General features: G+C 36.8%; 24 protein-coding genes. 6 read left to right on the forward strand and 18 right to left on the reverse strand.

The window, feature by feature from the left end; all coding sequences use genetic code 11:
• Positions 1-714 precede the first annotated feature (714 nt).
• The 3 genes from AA0017_RS13980 (at position 715) to AA0017_RS13990 (ending at position 3,668) form a co-directional block, all read left to right on the forward strand.
• On the forward strand, positions 715-1,674 hold the full coding sequence (locus AA0017_RS13980) for a D-2-hydroxyacid dehydrogenase (RefSeq protein WP_413375305.1): 960 nt from the start codon (positions 715-717) through the stop codon (positions 1,672-1,674).
• A 130-nt stretch (positions 1,675-1,804) separates the two neighbouring features.
• Positions 1,805-2,257: a hypothetical protein gene (locus AA0017_RS13985; RefSeq protein ID WP_413375307.1), complete on the forward strand. Its 453-nt coding sequence runs from the start codon at positions 1,805-1,807 to the stop codon at positions 2,255-2,257.
• 100 nt (positions 2,258-2,357) lie between these two features.
• Complete coding sequence (locus AA0017_RS13990) at positions 2,358-3,668, forward strand: D-serine ammonia-lyase (RefSeq protein WP_413375309.1); 1,311 nt, start codon at positions 2,358-2,360, stop codon at positions 3,666-3,668.
• 587 nt (positions 3,669-4,255) lie between these two features.
• Here the strand turns inward: AA0017_RS13990 and AA0017_RS13995 are convergent.
• Positions 4,256-4,828 (reverse strand): thioredoxin family protein, encoded by a 573-nt coding sequence (locus AA0017_RS13995; RefSeq protein WP_413375311.1) that lies wholly within the window; start codon positions 4,826-4,828, stop codon positions 4,256-4,258.
• A 148-nt stretch (positions 4,829-4,976) separates the two neighbouring features.
• On the opposite strand from AA0017_RS13995, the gene AA0017_RS14000 reads away from it, so the two are divergent.
• Together AA0017_RS14000 and AA0017_RS14005 are read left to right on the forward strand one after the other, a co-directional pair.
• A complete protein-coding gene (locus AA0017_RS14000) occupies positions 4,977-5,351 on the forward strand; it encodes a hypothetical protein (protein ID WP_413375313.1) in 375 nt (124 codons plus the stop codon).
• A gap of 164 nt (positions 5,352-5,515) precedes the next feature.
• The gene (locus AA0017_RS14005) at positions 5,516-6,115 is read left to right on the forward strand and encodes a hypothetical protein (protein ID WP_413375315.1); all 600 of its coding nucleotides are present in this window, start codon (positions 5,516-5,518) and stop codon (positions 6,113-6,115) included.
• Positions 6,116-6,436: 321 nt separating this feature from the next.
• Here AA0017_RS14005 and AA0017_RS14010 read toward each other — a convergent pair whose 3' ends face one another.
• The gene (locus tag AA0017_RS14010; protein ID WP_413375317.1) at positions 6,437-7,252 is read right to left on the reverse strand and encodes an RDD family protein; all 816 of its coding nucleotides are present in this window, start codon (positions 7,250-7,252) and stop codon (positions 6,437-6,439) included.
• Between the two features lie 125 nt (positions 7,253-7,377).
• On the opposite strand from AA0017_RS14010, the gene AA0017_RS14015 reads away from it, so the two are divergent.
• Positions 7,378-8,346 (forward strand): stage II sporulation protein M, encoded by a 969-nt coding sequence (locus AA0017_RS14015; RefSeq protein ID WP_413375319.1) that lies wholly within the window; start codon positions 7,378-7,380, stop codon positions 8,344-8,346.
• Positions 8,347-8,491: 145 nt separating this feature from the next.
• Here the strand turns inward: AA0017_RS14015 and AA0017_RS14020 are convergent, their stop codons facing one another.
• From AA0017_RS14020 to AA0017_RS14095, 16 genes are all read right to left on the reverse strand, one after another.
• Entirely contained in the window at positions 8,492-9,850 is a 1,359-nt protein-coding gene (locus tag AA0017_RS14020) for a DUF58 domain-containing protein (protein ID WP_413375321.1), read from the reverse strand.
• Complete coding sequence (locus AA0017_RS14025) at positions 9,801-10,730, reverse strand: AAA family ATPase (RefSeq protein WP_413375323.1); 930 nt, start codon at positions 10,728-10,730, stop codon at positions 9,801-9,803. Before AA0017_RS14025 ends, AA0017_RS14020 begins: the two co-directional genes overlap by 50 nt.
• Positions 10,727-11,863 (reverse strand): DUF4350 domain-containing protein, encoded by a 1,137-nt coding sequence (locus AA0017_RS14030; protein ID WP_413375325.1) that lies wholly within the window; start codon positions 11,861-11,863, stop codon positions 10,727-10,729. Before AA0017_RS14030 ends, AA0017_RS14025 begins: the two co-directional genes overlap by 4 nt.
• A 22-nt stretch (positions 11,864-11,885) precedes the next feature.
• On the reverse strand, positions 11,886-12,539 hold the full coding sequence (locus AA0017_RS14035) for a DUF4129 domain-containing protein (protein ID WP_413375327.1): 654 nt from the start codon (positions 12,537-12,539) through the stop codon (positions 11,886-11,888).
• Positions 12,540-12,572: 33 nt separating this feature from the next.
• Positions 12,573-13,493 carry a hypothetical protein gene (locus tag AA0017_RS14040; protein WP_413375328.1) on the reverse strand — a complete coding sequence of 307 codons (921 nt, stop codon included), beginning with the start codon at positions 13,491-13,493 and terminating at the stop codon, positions 12,573-12,575.
• Positions 13,494-13,818: 325 nt separating this feature from the next.
• A complete protein-coding gene (locus AA0017_RS14045) occupies positions 13,819-14,337 on the reverse strand; it encodes a hypothetical protein (protein WP_413375330.1) in 519 nt (172 codons plus the stop codon).
• Positions 14,327-14,707 carry a hypothetical protein gene (locus tag AA0017_RS14050; RefSeq protein ID WP_413375331.1) on the reverse strand — a complete coding sequence of 127 codons (381 nt, stop codon included), beginning with the start codon at positions 14,705-14,707 and terminating at the stop codon, positions 14,327-14,329. Before AA0017_RS14050 ends, AA0017_RS14045 begins: the two co-directional genes overlap by 11 nt.
• Before the next feature lie 382 nt (positions 14,708-15,089).
• Positions 15,090-16,967: a molecular chaperone HtpG gene (htpG, locus tag AA0017_RS14055; protein ID WP_413375333.1), complete on the reverse strand. Its 1,878-nt coding sequence runs from the start codon at positions 16,965-16,967 to the stop codon at positions 15,090-15,092.
• Between the two features lie 367 nt (positions 16,968-17,334).
• Positions 17,335-17,571, reverse strand: coding sequence for an LPXTG cell wall anchor domain-containing protein (locus AA0017_RS14060; RefSeq protein WP_413375335.1), 237 nt, complete (start codon positions 17,569-17,571; stop codon positions 17,335-17,337).
• Positions 17,572-17,578: 7 nt separating this feature from the next.
• A complete protein-coding gene (locus AA0017_RS14065; protein ID WP_413382601.1) occupies positions 17,579-17,749 on the reverse strand; it encodes a discoidin domain-containing protein in 171 nt (56 codons plus the stop codon).
• A 472-nt stretch (positions 17,750-18,221) separates the two neighbouring features.
• Positions 18,222-19,538, reverse strand: a complete 1,317-nt coding sequence (locus tag AA0017_RS14070) for a BNR repeat-containing protein (RefSeq protein WP_413375337.1) — start codon at positions 19,536-19,538, stop codon at positions 18,222-18,224.
• A 274-nt stretch (positions 19,539-19,812) separates the two neighbouring features.
• Positions 19,813-20,091, reverse strand: a complete 279-nt coding sequence (locus AA0017_RS14075; RefSeq protein ID WP_413375339.1) for a substrate-binding domain-containing protein — start codon at positions 20,089-20,091, stop codon at positions 19,813-19,815.
• Between the two features lie 13 nt (positions 20,092-20,104).
• Positions 20,105-20,398, reverse strand: a complete 294-nt coding sequence (locus AA0017_RS14080) for an ATP-binding cassette domain-containing protein (RefSeq protein ID WP_413375341.1) — start codon at positions 20,396-20,398, stop codon at positions 20,105-20,107.
• A gap of 33 nt (positions 20,399-20,431) precedes the next feature.
• Entirely contained in the window at positions 20,432-20,746 is a 315-nt protein-coding gene (gene rhaM, locus AA0017_RS14085) for an L-rhamnose mutarotase (protein ID WP_413375343.1), read from the reverse strand.
• A 45-nt stretch (positions 20,747-20,791) separates the two neighbouring features.
• A complete protein-coding gene (locus tag AA0017_RS14090) occupies positions 20,792-22,306 on the reverse strand; it encodes a hypothetical protein (protein ID WP_413375345.1) in 1,515 nt (504 codons plus the stop codon).
• Between the two features lie 69 nt (positions 22,307-22,375).
• Complete coding sequence (locus AA0017_RS14095) at positions 22,376-24,448, reverse strand: bifunctional aldolase/short-chain dehydrogenase (protein WP_413375346.1); 2,073 nt, start codon at positions 24,446-24,448, stop codon at positions 22,376-22,378.
• Between the last annotated feature and the right edge of the window lie 13 nt (positions 24,449-24,461).

Below are 24,461 nucleotides of genomic sequence, written 5' to 3' on the forward strand. Positions count from 1 at the left end.
CCTGTGGGGTCTCGCTCCACGGTTTATTCCTGCTGGAGTCTCCGTATGGTTTTGTCCGCTAAGTGTAGTGGAGATGCTTGATGATATGGCTTTTTCCAAATCAGCTATTTCTAACGCAGAAGGACCTTCTTCTTCACTTTGTTGGTTATGGAACTAAATAGGGAGTTGCCACCTATTTTTTTCCTAAGTCTGCCGTCATGAAAAGACATGATTCAAACCGAAACCAGCTCGATCATCTAGCTAACGTACAGAGCATCCACACTGATTTGTTTACAACTGTAACGGAATGAGTCATGGAAGGAGAAAAATCATTCTCAAGCTAATGTCCTTTGAAGTAATGACTGTTTTTTTATTCAAGGAGAAAACCGAACCTAGATTCGATTCCATGATCTAGCGGACAAACAGACACGGAGACTCCCGCCGGAATAAACCGTCCAATGAGACCCCGCAAGCGTGAAACGCTGAGGAGGCTCATGAGGTTCCGGCAGGACGCGGAGTGTCTGTTTGGGAGCGACCGCCGGAGGGCCTATTATTTTTTTCTTGATACGCAGTTTATACGTTTTGTGTGATAGTCGTTCTCGCTTTTCAAACGTGTCAAGGGCATTTGTTTAAGAGCTTCCCTTTCGCTCTGCCAACTAGTTGAACGGATTTTCTCGATGCGAAAGTTGAGCTAGTTATTATAAAAATCTTATCAAATTTAAAAGGGTGATCCATTTGAAACGAAAAATTGTTATAACTCAAGATTTAAAACCTGAATTATTAGATAAGCTAAGTGGACCTTTAAAAGACTGGGATATTATTGTGGGTAAAGACTCTTCTATTTGGCAGGAACATATTGATTCAGCTGAAATCCTTGTTTCCTGGAAAAAGTCCTTTGCCGAGCAAATCCAAAAATCGAACACTCTCCGTTGGCTCCAAAGTTGGAGTGCTGGAATTGATAATTACCCCCTTGACTACTTTAAAAAGAATCAAATTTTATTAACAACAGCAAATGGTGTACATACAAACCCAATCTCCGAAACAGTGTTTGCGCTCATGTTAAGCCTAACTCGTAACCTTCATAAATACATCCGAAACCAAGAAAAGAAAAAATGGTTTCATGAGTATAATTATTTAGAGTTACACGGTAAAACAATTGGCATTGTAGGTGTTGGAGCTATTGGCCAAGAAGTCGCAAAAATTGCCAAAGCTTTTAATATGAATGTGTTAGGTGTACGAAATAGCAGTAAAGATTTGGATTATGTCGATCGGATGTATCGTAGTTCTGAACTGGAGGATGTTTTACCCCTTTGTGATTATGTAGTAGTTGCTACTCCTTTAACCCCAGAAACGAAACATTCCTTTACTCGTGAGAGCTTCAAATTAATGAAAGAAACAGCTTTTTTTATCAACATTGGTCGTGGACAGCTTGTCAAAGAAGATGATCTGATATGGGCGTTAGAAAATAAAGAAATTCTCGGTGCTGGCCTCGATGTATTTGAAGTAGAGCCACTACCAGAATCGAACCCACTTTGGGAAATGGAACAAGTCATTGTGACTCCGCACACATCAGGCTCAACTGGATACTATAATGAGCGAGTGATTGAAGAAATTTTCTTACCTAATTTAGAAATCTATTTAAAAGGTGATAAAAAGCTTCCCATTAACCAAGTCGATTTTTCGTTAGGTTATTAACGCCTCTTCCAAGCACTAACCAAAATAAGCTTTTGGTTAGTACTTTTTATACGAATGGTCTATTTCCCTTCCCTCTACAATAAGATAATACAGAATCTTATTTAGGCCTGATTAAAAAGGAGGGAAGGCTTTGACCATCCTTATCGTCAATTTGGTGTTTTTAACCATTCTCACTTTCTTTTGTATGATAAAAATCACTACTAATAAACAGAATCTAAAAGGTTCATCCAAACATTTGCATATGATCATTATGGCTTTGTGTATGATGTCGAGTTTGGCATTTGGTCTCACATTTGGACTTATCTTCGGTCACGATCTTGTCATTTCAACAATGGTCGCTTGTACAGTCGGGATGTCAATTGGCTTTTTAGTCGGGAAAGATTTTGAAACCTTCTGTATTTTATGTGGGACGGTTGAAGGCATTATGGGAGGAATGATGGGAGCGATGACGGGAATGATGATCCATCACCATTCATCCTCTAACATCTTATTGCTTTTTTTTGATATCCTTTTTGTCATTGTCGTTATTTCTATTTTAATTACTTTACAAAAGACCCCTCATACAACTGAACATGCCGCCTGAAAGAGCTTCCAACCATTTTATCGGTTTGGAAGTTTTTTTATTATTGCGTGCTTATTTTTGTTAAAATGACAACTATAAACTGTTCAATTGGAGGGTCATGATGGCACAGAATCAAACGGACGTAATAAAAGAACTACAAAATCACAAAAAAACACTTTGGATTAACCCTAATTATCAAACAGAATCATCATCAACAGAATTTAAGAACAAATTATCTTCAGAAAAAATAGAAGAAGCCCGTCAACGCTTACTTCGATTTGCTCCTTATTTAATCGAGCAATTCCCAGAAACAAAAGTTACTAACGGATTAGTCGAATCTCCTTTATACTCGATTCCTAAAATGAAAAAGGCACTTGAAAACTTAGATTCAGCGACGATTGCTGGAGACGTTTTTATAAAACTAGACAGTCAATTAGCGATTGCCGGTTCTGTTAAAGGTCGAGGTGGTGTTTACGAAGTGTTAACATTGGCCGAACGCATCGCCTTAGAAAATGGACTTCTTTCTCCTGATGACAATTACCAAAAACTAGCAGATAGTAAAACAAAAGAAGTATTTAATCAATATACGATTCAAGTCGGGTCCACTGGAAACTTAGGTTTAAGTATTGGCATCATCAGTGCCAAAATAGGCTTTAAAGTAATTGTTCATATGTCCTCTGATGCAAAAGAATGGAAAAAGCAGCTCTTACGTGAAAAAGGAGTGCATGTCATCGAATATGAAAATGACTATAGCCAAGCTGTTGAAGCAGGCCGAAAACAATCTGATACCGATCCGAAAAGCTACTTTATTGATGATGAAAATTCAGTCGACTTATTCTTAGGCTATGCCACCGCCGCTTCTTATTTACAAAAGCAGCTAGAAGATGCAAACATTGAAGTGACTGAAGCAAAACCTCTTTTTGTCTATTTACCATGCGGAGTCGGAGGGGCTCCAGGCGGAATTACATATGGTTTAAAACAAATTTTTGGAGACGATGTCCACTGCTTTTTTATCGAACCAACGAAAGCCCCTTGTATGCTACTCGGTATGGCGACTGAAAAGCATGACAAGATTTCAATACAAGACTATGGTATCGACGGAAGAACAGCTGCTGATGGTTTGGCCGTTGGTCGTCCATCCTCTTTTATCGGCAAAGTGATGACACCATTATTAAGTGGGATTTTGACTGTGGAAGATTCCACGTTGTTTCATTATTTACAAACTCTTTATCAAACCGAGAATTTATTTATCGAACCATCAGCAGCCGCCGGTTTTATCGGCTTACTTCAGCAAGATAACTCTCAATTCCAAACATATATACAAAAACAGAATTTACAAAATAAAATGAACAATGCCACCCACATCATCTGGGCAACCGGTGGAAGATTAGTACCGAATGAAGAACGTGACCGTTACTTAAAAATGACCTAGTAAGCGAATATCTATTTTAAGCTGTTACATGTAAAAGTGAAATTTAGAAGATACTAGTGTAGCTAAAAATGAGAGCTAATTCGGCGTATTGTATCCTTTTTAATTTTTACGTCGAGTTGGCTCTTGTTCGGCTTATAATTCTTTTTCTCCTTTCTTTTTACGCCGAGTTTGCTCTTGTTCGGCTTATATTCCTTTTTCTCCACTCTTTTTACGCCGAGCTAGCTCTTGTTCGGCTTATAATTCATCTTCTTCACTCTTTTTACGCCGAGCTGGCTCTTATTCGGCTTATAATTCATCTTCTCCTATTCTTTTTACGCCGAGCTGGCTCTTATTCGGCTTATAATTCATCTTCTCCTATTCTTTTTACGCCGAGTTGGCTCTTGTTCAGCTTATAATTCTTTTTCTCCATTCTTTTTACGCCGAGCTAGCTCTTGTTCGGCTTATAATTCATCTTCTTCACTCTTTTTACGCCGTACTTTCCCTATATTCACCTTATCAAAAAACGATTTATTCACCCCTCAAAAAAGAGCCAAATCTTTAATCGATTTGGCTCTTTCTCAAGGCTCCTTTATTAAAAAATCATGAAATTAAATAGCTTTTTCAATCGTTTCCATTAAACTTATTTTTACTTCATTCCAAATTTGCTCGTTGCTCGAAAATTCTTTTGAAATCGTTTGAACAAATGCTTTAAAAGCTTCCTCATATTCAGGATCTTCTTTATCCTCAGGAATATTTTGCTCCACTTTTATTTTTTCCACAAGCGTTTGAACTTCTGGAGCACGAGGTCCCCACTTCGCCACTTCTTCTCCGTTTTCATTTAAGAAAATCACAATTGGAATGGAGCGAGACTTCCCATTTGTTAAATACTGATCCATTAATTCTAAATGCTCATCCCGAATCAAATAGCGGGTTTCAATGAGAGCTTCGTTAGCCAAACGGATCAAAATAGGCACATTTACCATCGCATCACCACACCAATCTGCGGTTAATACGATCGCCTTTAATCCTTTCGTTTGATATTGTTGCAGCTTTTTCTTCTCTTCATCCTTTAAATGGACCCCATTGTATACTGTTAACAATCTTTCTTTATGTACATTCATCGCCTGAATATATTCAAATTCCGTCATACCTTTATCAAACCAATTCAATAATTTAGTCATCTATTTTCCTCCTTCATCTCATAAACCTAAATCTTCCTTTACTATATACACTTTAGGCTATAAAAACAAAAAAATTGCTTAGATTCCGCTCAAAGCTTCCCAATTTAGTGTAAAATAAACCCAAAAGATTTGGGAGGTACATCATCTAATGAAGACCTTTATTAGGACTCTACTAATCATATTATGTTTAACCCCAGCTGCTTTTCTCTTTCATTTTTACGAATATCATCAACATATACATGGAGAAAACGCTCCATTTTTACTGTTAGCTACCCTTTTATTTATTGTTGTAACAGGAGTGCTTTCTATTAAAATGAAGTTGCGTTATATGTTCATAATAACTATTGGTTCAGTCGGATTCTCTCTTATACTAGGTAATCTTTTTATTCCAAATGATACAAATTGGTTTAAACCATTTGAACGAGATATCGTCATTTTGTTAACCGGTTTATTCATATTTATTTGTCAGCTCGTTATTCATTTAATATTGGTCGGAACTAAAAAGCTGACAAAGTCTCTCTAGTAATCTACAAACAAATCTCCTTCTTTGTAAACGGTTGGCATATAAATCTACTAGCACACATAAGTATTAATATCGAATATCGGTTACACCTTTACTATTCGCTATTGTATCAGGCTTTTTGATTTAGCCTAATCGCTTTACTCTCTGAAAAAGGAGTCGATTTAATGGATAACCAACGTAAAACCGAATATACGTTACGTGTTGCCGCAAACTCTAAGGCCCATTACGAATGGTTAGATCTTGGGGTACGGAATGTCGAGACAAAAAAAATCATTGGATTACCCTCTAAGAAAAGAAAACAGAAACGCTACTTGGTCCCTCCAATTCAAAAAAGAACATCTAAACCTCCAGACGACGATCATAACAATCTACTTCATCTCGTCTTATTAAAGGATGGTACTTATTGTTTAGAACCTGGCAGGAAGGTCCAAATTGATTTAACTACTTTACAAAATCAACCTAAAATCCAAGCGGCTGTTAGTGTCGTCATTTCCCTTTCTTCATTAGAAAGAGATGAGCAAAAACGTATTCACTCAATCACTACTCAAATGAAGCAGCTAGACTTACACCTTTTTGACCTTATTCAATATACAATGAGTAAGTATGGACATATTGAAACAACTACTGAAGAAGGCCGAAAAATCAAGAAGTGGCAAAAAGAGAAACAAACTCTAGAATTAACCCGTTATGAAACGTTAACACAAATCGCGATTCAGAAAAAAATAATGCCTCCCCACTACCGCATACAAATTAATATACGCTAATTAAACGAAATACTATGCTTATCATCGTTACTATTGTTAGGCTAAAATAAAAATTTGAACCTATCTTATATAAATAATAAGATAAAAATCCTGAGCAGTGTTCAGGATTTTTATCTTTATCTAGTAAAACAGCTAAAATAGCTTGAGAACTGGTTTGAGTGCGATAGTATGTGCGAGGAAAGTAGGTTTATTGGACAAAAAGGAAACTTTCAGCGGTAAATTGTCCTATTAACAAGAGTTCAAAACATCTTATTATTGCGTAGGCAATAATTATAGTTTGGAGTTTCTTTCTATCCTATTAACCCCGTTATCTCCTACTATTTATAAATCAAACTCCCAATCATCTTTTAGCTTTACATAAAGGAGTAATAGCTGATTTTCCTTTTCATATGTGGTGAGTTGATTCTCATCTACTTGTAAACGAGGAAACAAAATTTCTGATAATTGTTTTGTTAAGTTCTCACGTTGAGCCAAACTAACAAACGTGAATCTTTCCGCATAGGTTTTAATTAAATTCCATTCTTTTTCACGTAACGATTTAAGTTGAAACTCTCCCACTTTTAATTGTTTAAAGGAAAGCTGCCGACGTTCTATTTCTTTATCAATTGGTGATTGTTTTTTCTTTTTCTTTTTTGTTCTTCGTTCGTGAACAACAATCGTGCCTCCGACAATATCACCTAATCGCTTATGTTTTGGATGGAAGAAAATAAACACAATGCCGAGAAAATAGGCACCTGGTAGTTGGTCTACTAAACGTAACAAATTACGTATAAAGCTAGATAATAGCGTGATGCTATGCCCATTTTCTTGAATAACACGAATGCCAATTAAGCTTTTGCCTAACGTTCTTCCTCCTGAGACAAATTCATAAATAAAAAAATAACCAAAGTTAAGCAAAAAAATAAAAACGACCAAAAGGGCAATCGGCCACGTAGCTAAAGAATCAGTGAAAAAAACATTGCCCCAATCTAAGACCACATAAAAAACAAATAAGGCCACTACAAGCTGTATGATCATAATGAACAAAGTATCTATCATAAAAGCTAAAGAACGACTCCCAAGACCTGCTGATTGAAACTGTACAGAAACATATTCTGGGGTCTTTATATCGACTTGCTCTTGATTCAATTGATTCACCTCGTTGTCAAAGTAATTAGAAACTGTTTCTATTTTTATAAATTATTACTATAATAAAACTATCAAATAAAAATGAGAGATAGACAAATAGATAGGCTACTTAACCTGCTTAAAAGGAGTTCACTATGGATTTAAAACAATTTGTGAAAAAACACCGTGATGATTGGAAAAAACTCGAACAATTAATTGGTACGATGCAAAAGAATAAAAGGAAACTATCTGCAAACGACATTGAACAATTTCAACTTCTCTATCAAAAATCTGCCCAAAATTTGTCCTATAGCCAAACTTACTACGCTAGTGCTGATGTAACTTTCTATTTAAACGGATTAGTATCTAAAGCTCATAATCTCTTATACAAAGACCAAGTATCGAGCTGGAAACAAATTCAATACTTCTTTACGACTAAATTTGTCCGACTCCTAACCGAACAATGGCATATGGTTTTTATTGCGATGTTTCTTTTCTTTTTAGGAGGACTAGGTGGCTTTGCCGTCGTCGCAACGGACAGCCTTTATATTTATTCTATTCTCCCAGCTGATGTTGCTCAAGCGGTGCGACCAGAACAACTAGGTGCTGGGCACGATCAAGTTGATTCAGCCTTGATGTCAACTACGATATTAACGAATAATATACAAGTTGCCTTTTTAGCTTTTGCTGGTGGTGTTACTTTTGGATTACTGACCGCTTATATTTTGATTTATAATGGCATTCTGGTTGGTGCTCTGGCAGGACTGTTTTGGCATTATAACATGACCTATGAATTTTGGGCTTATATTGTCCCTCATGGCATCATTGAACTAGTCGCGATTTTTATTGCTGGTGGAGCTGGCTTGTTAATGGGTTATAAATTATTCGTTCCAGGTCCTTATTCCAGAGTCTATCAATTAAAAGAACAAGGTAAACGCTCTGTCCAACTTTTGTTAGGAACAATTCCTCTCTTTGTCATCGCTGGATTCATCGAAGGTTACATTACACCAGGCGATTTCTCATTAGAGGTCAAATATGCTGTTGCCTTTATTACCCTTATCGGACTTATTCTCTATGTGATCGTTGGGAATCTATTAGCGAAAAAGCGGTTTGGCAATCACTAACTTAATAAGCTAAGAGAAATCAATACAAAAAGCGGGTCCATAAAGTCATTTTATGATTTTATGGACGCTTTTTCTTTTACAGTCTCAATTTGACTTACTCCGCCAATATCTACCTAACCTCTCCCCGTTCAACAACCATTTGCAATTAAATCAAACCGCGATTCAGCATATTAATATACGAGCTCACAGCTGCTACGGCAATATGCTCTTCTTCTACTTCGAGCATTTCTAAACCTTGCTTCTCCCAACGGTTTTGTTCTCTTCTTTTAAATAATGCTTGTTGCTGGGCCATACTTTTGGTCATGGCTTCCATCACCGTGTTTGGCTCTGCTTGAGCACCACGATTTAATGTTTGATCCTCGATCCCAATCATCAAAAAGCGATGACGCCTGCGGATCTGGCTTAAATAATGGAGGGCATTTTCTTCATACAAAAACGTTCGGATGTCACTAAACAGCAAAATTAAGCTTCTTTTCTTTTGAACCGTTTGTAAATAATGAAAAACCTCTGCGTAATTGGATTCAACCGCACCTACTTGTAAATCATAAATTTGGTTTAAAATTGTTTGGAGATGGGGCATCCCTTTCGCTGGAGGAATATAAACTTTTACATTCTTAGAAAAAGCAATAACGGCGACATAATCACCTTTTTTCAAAGCTGCTGCGGCTACTGTTAAAGCTGCTTCAATCGCTTTTTCTAATCGATTTCCTTGTTTTAATTCTGTTCCCATCATTCGTCCACAATCGATTAAAAGTGTGATATATTTGCCATGCTCTGGTTCATATTCATTTGTCATAACTTCACGTAATTTCGCTGTTTGACGCCAATTAATCATTCTTGGATCATCACCGACAACGTAATTTCTTACTTTTGAAAACTCTCCCACACCACTCGCTTGTTTACGAATAATTATGCCCTCGTCAACTAAATAGCGCTGAGCACTTTCTAAATAAGCTTTCATTTCAGTTATATCAGGAATGACTTTGACACTTTGTGGTTCAGTAAAATAAGTCTGTTTATCCCATAACCCCATTTTACTGCGATAACGAATAAACAAATTATCAATCTGATAATCTCCTCGAACCGGTGCCTTCGTTTCATACGGAATCCGCCGGGTCGCCCCCGCTTCGATGACACCTGAAAGCGGAAATGGTCGCTCAAATGATTGCGGAAGACTATCCATGATTTGAAAATGTAATTCTAGCGTCGATTCATTCTTAAAATGAACACTCGTTTCAAATGGCAAATTTCGTTCTACTTTATCAGGAATCGTTCGTGTCAAGTTTATTTGCTTTTTAGTAGGCAAGGATACGAGATCAATTAAAGTCATTAATAACAAAAGTCCATACACAATTAGGATCCAAGGCCATGACAATCCTAAAAATGAAGCTAGGAATAAAACGAGTGATACACTTGCTAATATAAACAAAAATCGGTTGGTCGGGAGAAAGCCTTTATCTCGGAACAGAAATCGAGCCCACAAGCTCTTCGATTGTTTGGTCAACTGTCCGTCCCTCCAATTCTACGTGTGGAGATAATTGAATACGATGTCTTAAGGCTGGTTTAACAACGAGCTTCACATCATCTGGAGTAACATAATCTCGCCCTGATAAATAAGACCAAGCTTGAGCCGCCTTGCCAATCGAAATCGCCGCACGTGTACTCGCCCCAATACGAATCGATTCAGACTCTCTCGTTTTCCGAACAATTTGCATAATATACTTTAAAACATCATCACTAAGTTTAACTGCTTGAATGTCCGCTCTTATTTCAGTAAAAGTTTCTAGCGACAATACCGCTTCAATGAGCTCATTTCTTGTATTTCTTTCCATCACTTGCTTTAAAATATTTTGTTCTTCTTCAAACTCAGGGAACTCAACAATTAATTTAAATAAAAATCGATCCTGTTGAGCTTCAGGCAGAGGGTATGTCCCTTCGAATTCAATTGGATTTTGGGTTGCCACCACAAAGAAAATTTCATCTAATGGATAGGTCTCCCCTTGAATGGTAACCTGCTGTTCTTCCATTGCTTCTAGCAAAGCAGCTTGTGTTTTAGCTGGCGTTCGGTTAATTTCATCGGCTAATAAAACATTGGTGAAAATCGGTCCTTTTAACGTTTTAAAATCGCCTTCTTTTAAATCATAAATCGCACTACCTGTAATATCACTAGGCAGGAGGTCAGGAGTAAACTGAATCCGATTAAATTGACCACCTAAAAGGCTTGCCAGAGTGCGTACTGTTTGTGTTTTCCCTGTTCCTGGAACCCCTTCTAATAACACATGTCCACCCGCTAAAATCGCGGATAATAAAAGCCTTAAGTTCTGGTTTTGTCCTAAAATTCGTTGCTCGTATTTTTCTATAAAGGATGCTAATTCTGGTCTCATCCTTCCTCCACCTCTTTTCGTAAATGTTCAATTTTCTTCGACCACTGTAAGTATTCTTGCTTACTTAAATCCGACTTCGTTAATACCGTCCGTAATCCTACTATAAAACTTTTAACCTCTTTATTAGCTAGCTGGCGCTCTAAAGGTTCACTTATGTCTTCCCATGGTTTTGTATAAGAAATCCCAAACCGCTCTTGAATACTCACCTTTAAATAGTCAGCTTGAATGTTCAAACTATGGCGATATTGTTTGCTTTTTAAATGCCAAGCCGCTAAAGCACGTAATGACTCATCACTAAAACGCACCGTTTCTTCTCGAACTTTTAAAATAGGACCAAAACGCTTCCCTTGTATCCATAAAATAAAAATCGCCAGCATCATTAACTGGACAAACAGCAATTGGAACCAAAATGGATAAAAAGCAAAATAGCTATCTTGATCATCTACATTATGGATGTACTCATCAAACACAATGTTTGTTGTATCTACTAAACTCTCATTTAAAACTTCTGTAAACAATTCCAGATGATTCGCTTCAAGAATATAATGATTCATTAACCACTCTGGTGTCATAAGCACCGTCAATGATCCCATTCCCACACTCTGCCGGAGCGCAAGTGGCCCGTAATTATCCTCCAATAATAGCTCTGCATCATCTGATGGAGCCAATCTTAAAGGTGTCGTAACCATTCCTTCCAAAAGGAGCTCATTGTTACTTTTGATCTCAGCATACTCCTGCTCCTCGTCGACACCTAAAATATCCGTCTTTATGCCAAAATAATCCGTTGGTAATTGACTAACGAACAGTATTGAATTTCCAGCCTCCATAAACTGAATATAATCATTCATTTCTTCTCTTGAAAGCATAAAAGACGGTTCAATCATCACTAATAATTGGTTTGATTCATTACTCTCTAATAAGTCAGGTGCAAAATTCCACCTAGTAATCTCAAAATCCGTATTTTCTAAATATGTATAAATGGCTTTCGTTCCTGAAGGAGAAGGTGATTCAGATAGATACGGCGGATATTCCTGTGGTTGCTTTGAAAAAATAAAATATCCGATAATCCAAAAAACCACAATGACGATCACGATATAAAGCCATGCTTTTTTTGTTGAATATGTTGACTTCAAAACGAAAAATCACCTCCTACTCTTACCCTTCCATTTCTTGTCGCACAACGGTCTCTTCTTGTTTTAAAATAGAAATCGCTTCCTGCTTAAACCGTTCATACTCGTTTAAATTTACCCGATGATCGCCATATGTCGCCCGGTCAAACAATAAAGCAAACTCAAAAAATCGCTCTGCTCGCTCCTTACTACTCGAACGTAGCTCATCATAATATTCCCAATTTGTTTTCCAGGGTTTTGCCAGCAACCATTCCCTTCTATCAAAATACAATAAAATCGCTAAAAAGAGATGTCGTGTTGCTTTTGTATAATCACCCTCATTTTCGAGGTTTTCTGCTTCCTTCATATACATTTCATACGTCCATTCTTTTTCGGACAATGAATGAAGAGGTTTATTATCTCGGAATCGACGTTTTCGTTGAATCGTTCTAATGAGAAAAAAGAGAGCGATCAGTAAAAGCACAACTCCAGTAACGACTAATCCAAAAATGAGATAACCGTTCCCATTTGCAACCTCCTCAATATTGGGGAACAGCTTTGAGATCTGCTCCACAATCCAATTGATAATGCGATCTATTGTTTTCTCTATTAACCCTCTATGATCCTCATAATAAATCGTATATTCACGGTCACTTAATATATGTTCCAGTTCTTCTCTTGCATGGTTTGGATCGATCACAGCAACACCCCCTTACATCAAACCATTACTCGTTTATTCCGTTTTATAATCATCGATCATCGTCTTCAGATCGTCTGCATCATTTCTTACTTTTAAATCAAAGAATATAATCGCCATCGCCACCGATATTACCATTGTCACAAACAAAGAGACGAGGCTTAGAATCATCGATGTTAACACACTGTAGCCTAATAAAAAGGCGAGCGTAAACTCAATTGCTGTACTAACCATTAACATAATAATCGTAATCACAATAAAGAGGCCTAAAATTCTCCAACCGTTGCCTCTCGTTAAATTCCAGCTACGGCCAATACCTGGAGCTTCTTTATCAATCACAACTACTCCTAAATACATACTCCATCTAATTAATAAATACCCGATAGCTACAAAGAATCCAATAATAAATAAAATCATCATTAAAATACCTATAAAAGCATTATCAATCGAAACCACACTAAAAATTCCAACGACTAAAATCACAATAAATGGAACAATAAAAATCCCAAACATAATTAAGTAATAAAGAATAGAACTACCTAAAATCCCCCAGAAACGAGAAAAGGCCTTTTTGATTAAAGTTCCCGCCGTAAATTCCTTTTGAGAACGTAAAGAGAAAACACCTATGATAATCGCCGCTTGAGCAACAGGGTAAAAGATGAAACTGATGAGACCGATTATCGAAACCAAAGCATCTTGAGCAAGATTAGTCATTTCCCCCTCTACCTCATCTAAAGCTAAACCAGAAAACATTCTTTCATACCAAGGGGCTCCTGTATCTCCCGCTTGAAAGAAACTCGCTCCAAACGAAAGTTGAACAAGAGCCTCAAGTAAAATAAATGGTCCTAACAAGATTAAAAAAACGAGAAAAAAGACCGAAAAATGATTTTTACTCAAACGAAATGTTTGATCAAGAATTTCGCCAAAACTTTTTGCCTTATTAAATTGATTGTCCACTTGCATTCACCTCTAAAGATTAATTTTCACATATTTCTTATTTTAACATTTTTTATGAATATTGTAGTGTTATTCCCCTTATTCAGAAGAAAAAACTTCCAATACTCTACTCGTTAAAATATAGTTACATTAGTTAGCTTATTCCACTCGGTGCATATCCGCAGCAATCATGGGTGAAGCGCGAGCCGAAGCACACTATTTGAGCTTCAGCCACATTTAACTTTCATATAAAAAGCTTGTCGACAAAGTCTCATTATACGAGACTTTGTCGACAAGCTGAAGTGAAACTACATTACTTAATAGCTATATCTTTTTCTACCTACTATTAAAAAATGATATCAATAATTTGCCCCATCGACATACCACTTTCGACTTCAAATGTTCCTGGACGTAATTCATTTGATAAATCACGTTTTTCCACTTCATTAAAGAAATCACGAGCATTGTCAATAATATTAGCACTTTCTAAAGCACGTCCAACATCAATACTTGTCATACCCGGTGATACAGTCAGCATCGTACGATAAACAATGTTGTCGCCCTCTTCTGAGTCTGCGTCTGTTTCTTCTACGTCCTCTTCAACAGCTTCCAGTTCAGCTGCTACTCGCTCAACAACAGCCGCTTCTAATTCCTCTAACTGACTTTTCCATTCAGATTCCGTCTGAACGACATACCCTGATTCTTGTAATTGCCCAATCAATTCTTCATCTGTTTGCTCTTGAACTTCAGGAATAGCTCCCTCCGCTCCTACAGAAGAATTATCGGTTGTGTAATACACGACTCCACATACTGATACAGCTATAATCATACCCGCCGCAAAACTTTGTAATCCTTTAGAGGCCATTGACTACTTTCCCCCCTTCATTTTTTGTTCTTACATAGGGGCTAAGTAAATTCTCAACATCTTCTTTTGGTAATCTTTTTTCGTTTGCAATACCTTCCATTGAGTATCCACGCTTATACAAGTCTAATAAGTCTCTTTTTATCTTTCTTTCTCTCTCTGAGCCTAAATCAACACCAGCATCTTTTGCTAATAATTGCAAATCTAGTTCGACGTTCCGAATCTCTTGTTGAACTTGTTGAACTTCCTCCAAAAATGAGATTTTCAACGCTTCCATACGTTCATCTTCTTTTTCAGTATTTCCAGACTTAAACATAGAGACTACTAGTAATCCAATGGCAATGGCTAATAGTACAATAATCGTAACGAGCATCATTCATCCTCCTTTTTCCTTTTCCCTTTATTTTTACCTATTTGCTAAAATACTTAAGTATAAAGTGAAGCTTCCACCGGCACAAATTTTCACCCACCGATGGTTAGTTAAACCAATCGGACATTTGTCGGCTTTTTTTCTCTCTCTTACCGCTCAATAATGTAGACAATTATAACTGACTTTTGACCCAACATTACTTATTATACATGGAATTTAGACGGATTTCGATTGGAATCGAGAAAATGCCACAATATTCATGTGTGCGTTCTCCTTCATCTAGTTATTGAACATAATTCCCCTCTTTCTTCCTATATTCTATCTAGACAAAAAAGAAAAGTACTAGTAGAGTTATGACCTCACTAGTACTTTTCGACCATACAAATTAAACCATTACTTTACACATATCATTTGTAAATTGAACTGGATCTTGTAAAGGCAATCCTTCAATTAATAAAGCTTGATTATAAAGAAGGTTTGTATAAAGATTTAACTTCTCTTTATCTTGTTCATACGCTTGAACAAGTGATTGGAAAACTTCATGATCTGTGTTAATCTCTAGAATTTTTTCCGCCTTCACATTTTGATTATCTGGCATCGCTTGAAGAATCTTTTCCATTTCAATCGTGACCTCACCATCGGTCGCAAAGCAGACAGGATGAGTTCTTAAACGCTTAGACGCTCTTACTTCTTTTACCTTAGAATCAAGCAATTTGTTCATTTCTACAAATAATTCTTGATACTCTTGCTCGTCTTTTTCATCTGATTCTTGAGTATCCTCTGAATCAAGACCAAGGTCACCACTTGAAACAGACTTGAATTCTTTTTCTTGATAGTTCATCAACATTTTAATCGCAAATTCATCAACATCATCGGTGAAATAGAGCATTTCAAACCCTTTGTCTGTCACGATTTCCGTTTGTGGCATTTTATCGATTCGCTCAATTGAATCACCTGAAGCATAATAAATGTACTTTTGGTCTTCAGGCATTCTTTCCACATATTCAGCTAATGTCACAAGCTTTTTCTCTTTTGAAGAATAAAACATGACTAAGTCTTTCAGTTCATCCTTATTCGCTCCAAAGTCATTATACATCCCAAACTTTAATTGACGGCCAAATGCCTCATAGAACTTTTCATATTTTTCACGCTCATTTTTAAGTAATGATTGTAATTGGCTCTTTATTTTATTTTTAATATTTTTCGCAATCATCTTAAGCTGACGGTCATGCTGAAGAATCTCACGTGAAATATTCAATGAAAGGTCTTCAGAGTCTACCATCCCTTTGACAAAACTAAAATAGTCAGGTAAAAGGTCTGCGCATTTATTCATAATGAGGACACCGTTTGAATAAAGCTCTAAACCTTTCTCATATTCTTTTGAATAGTAATCAAATGGCATCGACTCTGGAATAAATAAAATCGATTGATAACGAATCGCCCCATCGACACTAATATGTAAATGTGTTAAAGGCTTATCAAATCCGTAATGCTTCTCTTGATAGAAGTTCTCGTAATCGTCATCCTTTAATTCACTTTTATTTTTTCGCCAAATTGGCACCAAGCTATTGACCGTTTTTTCTTCTGTAAACTCTTCCCACTCATCTTCTGTACCCTCTTTAAGGTTACGATTCGTCACATCCATCTTAATTGGGTAACGAATAAAATCAGAATACTTTTTAATAATCGATTGAATACGATATTCTTCTAAAAACTCATCATAACTTTCATCTTCGGTATTTTCCTTAATTTTTAATTCGATTGTCGTTCCAACAGATTCTTTTGCAGACTCTTCAATTGTATAACCATCTGCTCCATTCGATTGCCAGACATACGCTTCACCACTATCAAGTGCACGACTCGTTACCGTTACATGGTCAGCAACCATAAAGGCTGAATAAAAACCAACCCCGAATTGACCAATAATATCATGGCCATCCTTTAGTTCATTTTCTGTTTTAAATGCTAAAGAACCACTTTTCGCAATTGTCCCAAGATTAGCTTCAAGCTCTTCTTTAGTCATCCCAATCCCAGTATCTGTAATCGTTAAAAGACGATTTTCTTTATCAATATCAATTTTCACAAAATAATTATCACTATCAAATGAAATACTCTCATCCGTTAAGGCACGATAATAAATTTTATCAATCGCATCACTAGAATTCGAGATCAATTCTCTCAAAAAAATCTCCTTCTGAGTATAAATAGAGTTAATCATCATTTCCAATAATCGTTTCGATTCCGCTTTAAATTCCTTTTTCAATCTAAACTCCCCTTTCCAATTTTCACATAGTTCCATTTTAGCACTCCCTACGTTCGAGTGCTAATTCTATCATTTTTTTATCATAAAAAAATAATGATGTCAATTAAAGGAGGCCAATTGATTAAATCGTAATGAGAACTCGTCACACCAAAATCGGTTGCACTCAAGTTCTCATTACTAATAACAATTAACTCCCCTGACTAATCGTAAAAAGGAATTGTAGTTCACTATCTCCGGAAAGCGGATAAATTTTCACTAAAAAAGGATGAAAAGGTTCACCTTCTCATCCACTTTTCTATTTAGGAACTTAAAAGACTGTCCACTCCATTGATTTTATAGCGTCTAGATTAGCAAGTTCTGTCTATGTTCACTTCCCTTGCAATATATTGTTTCTTTGTCTAAAAACTAAAACAAAACTGATTATCATTAAAACTAACCCCATTAAAATGTAATGATAATGATTTGTTGCTGTGTTAGGTAATGTTTCTTGTGACTTAGTTTTTTCTTTATCACTTTTTTGCTCAGTAGAACTAGTACCCTCCTCTTGCTTTTGAGCCTCTTCCTTAGCTTCTTCCTCGGTATCTACCGGCGGCTGATTAGTCATTATTTTGTTATACACATACTGAATGAGCACTTGTTACATGAATACGTACATATCTTGTTTCAATATCTCTTATCTCAATTACTTGCATTTCTTTACTTGCTGGAAGTTCCACTGACTCTATCTTTGTAAAATTCTCTCCATCATCTGATACTTGAATATCAAATATTTTGGTAAAAATACCCTATCCACAACAATTCTTCCTTTAATCCCGGCCCTATTAATGGATTCTGTTTCTTGTAAATCAATTTCAATCCACTGCGGTTGTTGTGGAGTTACATCACGATTTTCAGATACTCATTTCCATCATTGGCATTGGATGCAGGATGACCTGAAGTTGTACTTGAAGCTCTAATCGGTTAGTTTAAAGCTAAATTCACTTGTTCATATGTTTCAATTGTAATCTCATTAGAAAAGTTACTTTCTCCTTTTGAATTAAACGCTTTTATTTTATAAGTATATCTCTCACCATAATTAACAGCTAAATCGTCATAGTTCCCAAATTCACTAACGTTAACTATAGAAATTTCCTCATATTCTATAGAAATTTCCTCATATTCGCTCTTAGAATCTTTCCGATAAATTTTATATTCTTTGGCACTAGGAGCATCTGACCAACTTAAAGTTACCGTATAATCCTCATATTTAGCCCCCTATAATTCAGGTGTCTCTGGAGCATGAGGTTCCTTAAATGTATAATCACGAACAACGTATTGTACATTTCCATACTTTTCAATTGTATAAGGCACAGACAATACTTGTTCCTTTTTCCAACGATAACGATCATATTTTTGTTCAGGGTAAGAAACTTCAGCCATAGTTAGAGCATAGGTTGTCCAATTTTCCCAATCTCCACTTGCTGCTTGAGCGGCATATAACGTTTTATTAGGCATTGGAAGGGTAACAAAGATGTTATCATCTTCATCAATGGCAATATCACCACGATAATTAAAAATTTCAGTCCAATGGGCACCATGCCCGACCGCATTTTTGGTATCAACAATATAATTTTCATGCCAATTCCCATCAGATGTTCTCCAATAATGGATGTAATGAACATTTGTCTCTGGAACACTTGTTGTTATATCTTTAGAACGGCTCATTAATAAATGTGGTTGGTTGTTCGAATCTAAAGTCATAGCTGCCTGGTTAAGAACCCAAGAATTTTGTGGAATATCAATAACTTTAATACCCGAATCATCTACACGAATCGGATCATTATTGTTTAAGTTAGCAACCTGTTGATCGCTATTGTTACACCAAGTTACACCTTTATCATCGCTATAAGCATAAAACAAACCATGATTTGTACTATGTGAATAAGCATTTTCACGATACACCCACGTAGCATGAAGACGATTATTTTTATCAAACACTAAATCTTGTAAGTAGGCATTTCTACTAGTGGAACCATTCCAATTTCCATCACCAGAAAAAACCAACCCTGTCTTACTCCAACTATTATTGCTTGAATCAAAATCATATAAGTATTTATGACCTCCACCGGATCCCCCTTGCCTAAACATTAAAAGCAGCTCACCGTTTTGGTCATTAAAAAACCGTGGATAAGTTATCGTTCTTTCTTCTAAAATATTTGTATTATCACTAAAATGAGCCATTGCGATTTCATTAGGAGGATTTGTTGCAAATCCTTCATCAGAAACTCGATAATTAATAGTTGTCGTATTGTGATGATTATAAGCGATATGGACACGCCCATCGTTATGACTTATCCCGACCACGACATTTAAATGTGTATTACTTTGACTACTTAATTTATCAGGAAAAATAACCGTTTGAACCTCATTAGTCTCAATATGTCGTCTTGCTAATTTCAAGGAATAATCCTTATCCCAATAAGCGGAATATTGATACTCTCTATAAGAAGCAATTTTATATTGATCATATGCCAGAGTATTCCACCAATGTGATTCTTCATCTAATACAACTTCTTTATCTAAAACTAACATCGAAGAACCCTCCTTTACTGCAATCGCACTATAACTAAAAGTCAAAAGACTTAATAATAAAACGAGAAAAACCATTAAAGATTTCGACCAACTATAAGCAAATAACTTTGACTAAAGTTACTTCTCCTTCAGTCTCAGAAACCTACTTTTTCAGTGGCTTCGTGTAAGTTGTGTATGACACGTGATCCAACTTTGAGTTATGACCCTTTAACAAATTTTTTAGTAAACTTCTTTCCATTCATTGATATTTTCTGCATCAATCGGAATGGATCTCCTAATAATACTTGAGTTCCATCTCTCCTAACTCTCCAGCACTATAGCTGTCTCCAACTTCTCCTGTGCTCCTACCTTCTACTAACGCATTTGCGTTCATCCCAGTAGCATAACCTACATCAATCGGATTCCATAAAAACATAGCCAGCTCGAAACCGCCTTCAATATAAGTCGTCATCTCACTTGGTAAACCTAAACCCGTTAATGCAATTTCCCCTACTAAACCTTTATCCGTTAATACCTTACCTGCCGCAGCAATCCCTACGGTTGTTGGAGACACAATCGCTTTTTAATCAGGGTATTGTAAAAGTAACGCCTCTTACATGTTGATAAATTGCAGCGATTCCCATAGCTTGAGCTTCCTTTGGATTTTTGAACTCCACCTTCTCACCACGGACGAACATTTCTCCTTCATTTGGTTCATGAACACCTGTAATAACTTTAATAAAAGTTGATTTCCCGGCGCCATTTTCGCCCATTAAGGCATGGATTTCTCCTGCTTTCAGTTTAAAATGTACGTTGTCTAAGGCTGTCACTCCAGGGAATTGTTTAGTAATTTCTCTTAGCTCTAGTACATATTCTGACATTTCTTCACTCCCTTTAAGCTTTTTTTTGAGCCTTTACTCTAAATAAAAAACTTCCTTTAATTCTTTTGATACTGGACTCTTATCAACATTTGTCTCCATCAACGGCTCCATATACTCCCACCACTTTTGGCAGATGTCTGTCTCTGATATTTTCATATATTGCTCCTCATTTTCTACTAATAAATAAGCAAATAATTGACCAGTCTCTTTTAATAAAAAAATCGAGTAATGATGAACACCATGTTCTTTTAATACCTTTTCCATCTCTGGCCATAATTCATCATGGCGTCTTTGATACTCTGTATATTGGTCTTTATAAACAGTCATTACAGAAGCTATTCGTTTCAAAGCAATCACCTCGTTTTTTTGAATGTCCAGAATCTTTTTTATTCTCTACGCCTCTTGGCTAATAATTACATGCTCTAAATTAAGTAATTCAGACACTTTTTTAAATACAGATGCATTATGTCCAATTGCCATTGCACAATGATGGGTTGGGGCATGACTGAACCATTCGTCCATATAACGATCTGGATGTTTCAAAAATTTCACCGGTGTTTGTGTATTTCCAATTTTCATAGTCGGCCCATCTGTTGATATCCCTTCGCTTGAAATCAACTTTAATTTCCCTTCAACTGTTTGAGTGACATTCAAGGTCGTAATCGGCCCCGTTTTCACTTTAGCTTCGACTGAAATACCAGAACCTACTTTTCCATGATAAAGTCCCATCCCTCTTAGTACAGGTTTACCATCAGCAATGGCAATATGAAATGGTCCATCATGTCCTAACAAGATCGTTTTATCACGATAATCAACGACCACAATTTCACAAAAGCTTCCACCCGTTTCTAATATGTCACATATTTTCATTGCGATTGCTGTTTTTAAATCGCCCTCACCAGCACAAGGTATTCCCCTCGCTGTTAATAAGGAGTTTCCAAGAATAAACCCAGATTGTAATTTCTCATATTCATGACCTGGTGTACTATGGTAATAATAAGTTAAAGAATCTAAATCAAATTCTTTCACTAGTCTTTCTTGAGCAACCGCTACCTTACTAGACCAAACCATCTGTTCTTCAGTTGGCCGTTTCGCTATCGGATCAGCTGATGAATCTTCACTAATTTGAAACATAGAATATACTTCTTTTAACTTTTCCTTCACTTGTGTGCCCGTTACCTCATTGACCATTTTTTGCAAGTCACACATCTCAAGAACTTCAATATGAATGCCTGTTTGCGCTTGAACCATTGTAAAATCACTATACATATCAAGCATGCCACTATACGTATTTCCTAAAAAACCAAATCGACTATACTGTAAAGTACGAATAACAGATGCCGCCCTCACCCACTCCATGATTTCATTCCATGCTGAAATCGCTTCATCCATTTCAAATGTACATTCATTTGTTAAAGAGATACTTGGTGTTTCCTCTAACCCAAGTAAACCGCTAATGACACGAAATTTAATATTGGAACGATTAAAAGCATTCGATATTTCGGGTACAGGACAAGCTCCACAATGTGCTAACCATTCACCTGTTGAAGTGTGCTCATAATTAATCTGATCGGTTGGCTGTAAATTCAATACAATTACTGGTTTAGAACAAATTTGATGCACCGGCAAAATCGATGATGTTGTAAAGTATGTAGCAGCATGACAAAAGACAATATCAACATTATTTTGGTTAAACCATTCCCCTGCTTTTCTGCCCTCCGATTCCGAATCGACAATTCCGTAATAAAAAATCTCTGCATGGTCTTCTAACTTCTTTTCAATAAATTGACCGTAACCATGTAAACGCTCTCTTAAACCTTCAAATTGTTCCCAATAAACGCTTAACCCAGCTGAATAAATTCCTACTCTCGCTTTTTTACGTTTCTTTATCGGTTGTAGCAAATTCATTATGAACACCCCAATCTATTTAGTAAGAATGCTCCCTCCGTATTGATATAAGAAGGGAACATTTTATTGCTAACGAGTAAATGCAGCAGGTACCCCACCATCTACTGTTAGCATACATCCTGTCGTTTTCTCTGCTTTAGTTGAGGCAAAAAACAAAATCGATTCGGCAATATCCGCTGGATAAATATTGACGCCTAAAGTCGTTCGTTTTTTATAATGATTTTCAAGCTCATCAGGTTCAATGCCATATGCAGCAGCACGTTCTTCACGCCAAGCTGAACCCCAAATGGCCGAACCTTGCAAGACAGCATCAGGTAAGACTGAGTTTACGCGAATACCAAATTCTCCCCCTTCAGCAGCGATACAACGTGCTAAATGAGCTTCAAGTGCTTTCACTGCACTATATGCCGAGGCATTTTTTCCAGCATAAACCGAGTTTTTCGAGCCGATAAACACCATACTTCCACCGGTATTTTGTACTTTCATTTGTGAAAAGGCTTCTCTTGCTACAAGAAAATACCCTGTCCCTAATACATCCATATTTAACTGCCATTCTTTAAGAGTAGTTTCATCAAATGGGCTTGAAGTTGCTAAACCTGCATTATTGACGATAATATCGACTCCACCAAAAGTACGTGCTGCTGTGGCAAAAGCCGCTTGTATCGCTTGCTCATTTGTGACGTCCATCTTAAGAGCTAGCGCTTGACCTTCTCCATATAAATTATTGATTTCAGCAGCGATTTTTTCCGCTCCTTCAATATTTAAATCCGCTAAAATCACATGGGCACCAAGCGATGCAAATTGGCGACTCGTTTCACTGCCGATTCCTCCTGCACCACCTGTTACAAAGGCAACTTTCCGAGAAAATTCAGCTTCTTTTGGAGCAAGTAATAATTTATAAAGTTCTAATGGCCAATATTCAATTTCATAAGATTCCTTTTCATTTAGAGAAACAAATGAACCAAGGGCCGTTGTTCCCCGCATGACCGAAATCGCACGGGTATATAACCCACCGCTTACCTTTGCATTAGCTAATGTTTTTCCTGTATTAACCATTCCGATGCCTGGAATCAAAATCACTCGTGGTGATGGTTCAAACATCTTGTCACCTTCACGTTGATTCCGATTAAAATAGGCAATGTATTCTTCTTTATAAGTAGAAATCCCCGATGAAATAGCTTCTTTTAAACCTTCCCTGTCCTCTTTTTGTGGTTCCCATTCAATAAAGAGAGGAGCTCTTTTCGTATGAACTAGATGATCTGGACAAGCGGCTCCAATCTGTGAAAGTGCTTTTGCCTGCTCACTATTCACAAATTCTAAAATCGAATCTGAATCATCATATGTTAAAATCATTTGCGTTCCATCATGTGCCACTTTCCCTCGAATATAAGGCATAACCTGTGATAATAATGTCTTTCGTTCATCCTCTGTTAACGGTTCTGATTTTTGCCCACCAAATACTGTAGAACTAGAACGCTTTTCCTCAATAAAAGCCTCTGCTTCTTGAATGACGGCAATCGTTCTATCATAACTTTCTTTCGCTGTATCTCCCCAAACAACAAGCCCGTGCTTTTCCATTAAGACTAATTCAGCTTTCGGGTTAGCAGCGACTCCATCAGCGATCATTTTCGATAAAGTAAATCCAGGACGAATATATGGCACCCAAACAAATCTGTCTCCGAATAACTCCTTAGCCAACTGACGACCATTGTCCGCACAACATAAACTTATAATCGCATCAGGATGAGTATGGTCAACATGTTTGAATGGAAGAAAAGCATGAAGTAATGTTTCAATCGAAGCTCGCGGATGGGTATGATCAAGCATACAATGTCCTAAGTAAGCGACCATCTCCTCATCACTCATTTCCTCTCTTTCCCGAAGTGGTTCGATGTCAGCAAGACGGAGTGCTGTGAAATTCTCGGCTTTCATTGTGGCTAAATCTGAACCACTACCTTTCACCCACATCATATCGACTTCTTCTCCACGAAAATCGACTTCTGTTGTTTTCATCGATGTATTTCCGCCACCCCAGTTACAAACCGCTCGATCTGAACCAATTAAATTTGAACGATAAACGAGTTCATCTAATCCAGGTTCGATTGTTTTTTCTTTATTTACTTCCCAATCATTTTTAACCATTCGTTTTCCCTTC

Source organism: Alkalihalobacillus phoenicis (assembly GCF_047302405.1).
Classification (GTDB): Bacteria; Bacillota; Bacilli; order Bacillales; family Bacillaceae_D; genus Alkalihalobacillus.

What these genes read in the sequence shown, in the direction of transcription:
- AA0017_RS13990 (WP_413375309.1), top strand. Translation starts at nt 2,358, where the DNA reads ATGGCACAGAATCAAACGGACGTAATAAAAGAACTACAAAATCACAAA.
- AA0017_RS13995 (WP_413375311.1), bottom strand. Translation starts at nt 4,828, where the DNA reads ATGACTAAATTATTGAATTGGTTTGATAAAGGTATGACGGAATTTGAA.
- AA0017_RS14000 (WP_413375313.1), top strand. Translation starts at nt 4,977, where the DNA reads ATGAAGACCTTTATTAGGACTCTACTAATCATATTATGTTTAACCCCA.
- AA0017_RS14005 (WP_413375315.1), top strand. Translation starts at nt 5,516, where the DNA reads ATGGATAACCAACGTAAAACCGAATATACGTTACGTGTTGCCGCAAAC.
- AA0017_RS14015 (WP_413375319.1), top strand. Translation starts at nt 7,378, where the DNA reads ATGGATTTAAAACAATTTGTGAAAAAACACCGTGATGATTGGAAAAAA.
- AA0017_RS14025 (WP_413375323.1), bottom strand. Translation starts at nt 10,730, where the DNA reads ATGAGACCAGAATTAGCATCCTTTATAGAAAAATACGAGCAACGAATT.
- AA0017_RS14045 (WP_413375330.1), bottom strand. Translation starts at nt 14,337, where the DNA reads ATGGCCTCTAAAGGATTACAAAGTTTTGCGGCGGGTATGATTATAGCT.
- AA0017_RS14050 (WP_413375331.1), bottom strand. Translation starts at nt 14,707, where the DNA reads ATGCTCGTTACGATTATTGTACTATTAGCCATTGCCATTGGATTACTA.
- AA0017_RS14060 (WP_413375335.1), bottom strand. Translation starts at nt 17,571, where the DNA reads ATGACTAATCAGCCGCCGGTAGATACCGAGGAAGAAGCTAAGGAAGAG.
- AA0017_RS14070 (WP_413375337.1), bottom strand. Translation starts at nt 19,538, where the DNA reads ATGTTAGTTTTAGATAAAGAAGTTGTATTAGATGAAGAATCACATTGG.
- AA0017_RS14080 (WP_413375341.1), bottom strand. Translation starts at nt 20,398, where the DNA reads ATGTCAGAATATGTACTAGAGCTAAGAGAAATTACTAAACAATTCCCT.
- AA0017_RS14090 (WP_413375345.1), bottom strand. Translation starts at nt 22,306, where the DNA reads ATGAATTTGCTACAACCGATAAAGAAACGTAAAAAAGCGAGAGTAGGA.
- AA0017_RS14095 (WP_413375346.1), bottom strand. Translation starts at nt 24,448, where the DNA reads ATGGTTAAAAATGATTGGGAAGTAAATAAAGAAAAAACAATCGAACCT.